This is a genomic window from Aeromonas sp. QDB23 (genome assembly GCF_027707745.1).
GTDB lineage: Bacteria > Pseudomonadota > Gammaproteobacteria > Enterobacterales > Aeromonadaceae > Aeromonas > Aeromonas allosaccharophila.
This window is the reverse complement of record NZ_JAPCJA010000117.1, coordinates 1-3,383: the sequence shown is the minus strand read 5'-3', so window position 1 is coordinate 3,383 and position 3,383 is coordinate 1. Positions and strand designations below refer to the sequence as shown.

Annotated in this window: 2 protein-coding genes and 1 pseudogene; 1 reads left to right on the top strand and 2 read right to left on the bottom strand. The window is 56.3% G+C overall.

The window, feature by feature from the left end:
* Positions 1 to 223 precede the first annotated feature (223 nt).
* Positions 224 to 1,087: pseudogene (locus PG888_RS22565) on the top strand (IS1182-like element ISKpn6 family transposase); the annotation flags it as partial.
* Positions 1,088 to 1,336: 249 nt separating this feature from the next.
* On the opposite strand, the gene PG888_RS22560 reads toward PG888_RS22565, so the two are convergent.
* Together PG888_RS22560 and PG888_RS22550 are read right to left on the bottom strand one after the other, a co-directional pair.
* On the bottom strand, positions 1,337 to 2,218 hold the full coding sequence (locus PG888_RS22560) for a carbapenem-hydrolyzing class A beta-lactamase KPC-2 (protein ID WP_004199234.1): 882 nt from the start codon (positions 2,216 to 2,218) through the stop codon (positions 1,337 to 1,339).
* 392 nt (positions 2,219 to 2,610) lie between these two features.
* On the bottom strand, positions 2,611 to 3,168 hold the full coding sequence (locus PG888_RS22550) for a recombinase family protein (protein WP_001217881.1): 558 nt from the start codon (positions 3,166 to 3,168) through the stop codon (positions 2,611 to 2,613).
* Between the last annotated feature and the right edge of the window lie 215 nt (positions 3,169 to 3,383).

Genomic DNA, 3,383 nt, shown 5'->3' with positions numbered 1-3,383 from the left:
ATACCCCTCTGGAGGCCGCGGACGGCGTGGCCTCCAGAGCACTTTGTCGTTTTTGGACGGAAAATCCCTAGAACCCCTATATGGGACGCTGACCGGGATTGAAACCATGACCGAACATAAGGCCGAACGTGCTCCCTGGGGAGACTTCCCGGCAGTAGTGAGGAACGGCGATCTAAAGGATCTCTCTAAAGAACCTGAATACGAAGCCGCCAAACATGGCGACCACAAGGCGATGAGCTATAAGCGCATGAAGCCGGCCGAGGACGAATTGCATTGCGAGATCAAGGCGCTGCTTGATCGCGCCAAGGCTACCGACGACCAGGAGCGTAACGAGCCGGAGCTGGACATTCCTGCCGAGATTTCTCGCCGCGAGAAGCGCCTGGAGGCGATCCAGGCGGCAAAGGCGCGCCTGGAAGCGCGCCAGCGTGAAGCGGACCAGGCCCGGGGGCGCAGCGAAGACGATGGCCGCCGGCCTCGCCATCCGGATGGCTCGGACAAGGGCGGTGGCTCGTACAAACGCGAGTTTGGTGTGCCGGATGACCGTGATCAGGAAAGCTTCACCGATCCGGACAGCCGGATCATGAAACACGCCGGTGGTGGCTCCGAGCAGAGCTACAACGGGTACACAGCGGTCGATGCCGAGCACCAGATCATCGTGGCGGCGGAGTTGACCAACTGCGCCGCGGACAGTCAGGCGCTGCTGGGCATGCTGGCAGCAGTTCAGGCCAACACCGGAGAAATGCCGGCCCAGACGCTGGCGGATGCGGGATTCCGTAGTGAGGCTGTTCTGGCAAAGGTCGCCGATCACCACGGCGATGTCATCGTTGCCCTCGGCCGCGAGGGACGTGAAGATGCCAAGGTCAATGCCAAGACCCATCCGCATACGGCGGCGATTGCGGCGAAATTGAAAACGGAGCAAGGCGATGCAGCTTACCGCCGGCGCAAGTCGATCGTGGAGGCTCCGAATGGTTGGATCAAGGCGGTGATGGGATTGCGTCAGTTCAGCATGAGGGGCCTGGACAAGGTGCAAGCCGAGTGGAAGCTCGTCTGCATGGCGCTAAATCTGAGGCGAATGGCGTATCTGTGAGGGCGAAGGTTAAATGGGGCGGCTCAAATGCACCCCAGTCGTCATAACACGCCGCGCGCCGCAAGATTGGTATCCTTGGCGCCGACGCCTTGCCAATTGCAGAGAGCGCCGCCGCCATCGTCAGTGCTCTACAGAAAACCGGTCACACGGCTCTGCCGCGCAGACTCCTAGCCTAAATGTGACAGTGGTTGGTAATCCATGCCGCCCGCAAGGGCGGCGGTGGTGGGCCAATAGATGATTTTCAGAGCCTTACTGCCCGTTGACGCCCAATCCCTCGAGCGCGAGTCTAGCCGCAGCGGCGATGACGGCCTCGCTGTGCTTGTCATCCTTGTTAGGCGCCCGGGTGTAGACGGCCAACACAATAGGTGCGCGCCCAGTGGGCCAGACGACGGCATAGTCATTTGCCGTGCCATACACTCCGCAGGTTCCGGTTTTGTCTCCGACTGCCCAGTCTGCCGGCACCGCCGCGCGGATGCGGTGGTTGCCGGTCGTGTTTCCCTTTAGCCAATCAACAAACTGCTGCCGCTGCGGCGCAGCCAGTGCAGAGCCCAGTGTCAGTTTTTGTAAGCTTTCCGTCACGGCGCGCGGCGATGAGGTATCGCGCGCATCGCCTGGGATGGCGGAGTTCAGCTCCAGCTCCCAGCGGTCCAGACGGAACGTGGTATCGCCGATAGAGCGCATGAAGGCCGTCAGCCCGGCCGGGCCGCCCAACTCCTTCAGCAACAAATTGGCGGCGGCGTTATCACTGTATTGCACGGCGGCCGCGGACAGCTCCGCCACCGTCATGCCTGTTGTCAGATATTTTTCCGAGATGGGTGACCACGGAACCAGCGCATTTTTGCCGTAACGGATGGGTGTGTCCAGCAAGCCGGCCTGCTGCTGGCTGCGAGCCAGCACAGCGGCAGCAAGAAAGCCCTTGAATGAGCTGCACAGTGGGAAGCGCTCCTCAGCGCGGTAACTTACAGTTGCGCCTGAGCCGGTATCCATCGCGTACACACCGATGGAGCCGCCAAAGTCCTGTTCGAGTTTAGCGAATGGTTCCGCGACGAGGTTGGTCAGCGCGGTGGCAGAAAAGCCAGCCAGCGGCCATGAGAGACAAGACAGCAGAACTAGACGGCGATACAGTGACATCAACGATATTCCTTGTTTGAAGGTGGAGCTAGGTGTAGCGGCCGGATGTAATCAGGCCGCTACAGCTGGGATTAGGGGTCTGACGCTCAGTGGAACGAAAACTCACGTTAAGGGATTTTGGTCATGAGATTATCAAAAAGGATCTTCACCTAGATCCTTTTAAATTAAAAATGAAGTTTTAAATCAATCTAAAGTATATATGAGTAAACTTGGTCTGACAGTTACCAATGCTTAATCAGTGAGGCACCTATCTCAGCGATCTGTCTATTTCGTTCATCCATAGTTGCCTGACTCCCCGTCGTGTAGATAACTACGATACGGGAGGGCTTACCATCTGGCCCCAGTGCTGCAATGATACCGCGAGACCCACGCTCATGTCAAAAATAGGCGTATCACGAGGCCCTTTCGTCTTCAAGAATTTTATAAACCGTGGAGCGGGCAATACTGAGCTGATGAGCAATTTCCGTTGCACCAGTGCCCTTCTGATGAAGCGTCAGCACGACGTTCCTGTCCACGGTACGCCTGCGGCCAAATTTGATTCCTTTCAGCTTTGCTTCCTGTCGGCCCTCATTCGTGCGCTCTAGGATCCTCCGGCGTTCAGCTTGTGCCACAGCCGACAGGATGGTGACCACCATTTGCCCCATATCACCGTCGGTACTGATCCCGTCGTCAATAAACCGAACCGCGACACCCTGAGCATCAAACTCTTTTATCAGTTGGATCATGTCGGCGGTGTCGCGGCCAAGACGGTCGAGCTTCTTCACCAGAATGACATCACCTTCCTCCACCTTCATCCTCAGCAAATCCAGCCCTTCCCGATCTGTTGAACTGCCGGATGCCTTGTCGGTAAAGATGCGGTTAGCTTTTACCCCTGCATCTTTGAGCGCTCTGATCTGAATATCGAGGGACTGCTGGCTGGTTGAGACCCGCGCATAACCAAAAATTCGCATAAAATGTACCTTAAATCGAATATCAGACACGATGTGTCTATTATGCCAAAATGACGATTTAATGGACACTCAAACGAAGCCGTTTTACTATGTCTGATAATTTATAACATTTCGGACGGTTGCAAAAATGTTACTAAATGGGGTTCTAGGGATTTTCCGTCCAAATGCGACATTCAGACTGCTAAGTGATTGATTTATTGTGACTGGCTATGTGA

Excerpts from the sequence above, each read along its gene's own strand:
- PG888_RS22550 (WP_001217881.1), bottom strand. The coding sequence starts at position 3,168 with ATGCGAATTTTTGGTTATGCGCGGGTCTCAACCAGCCAGCAGTCCCTC.
- PG888_RS22560 (WP_004199234.1), bottom strand. The coding sequence starts at position 2,218 with ATGTCACTGTATCGCCGTCTAGTTCTGCTGTCTTGTCTCTCATGGCCG.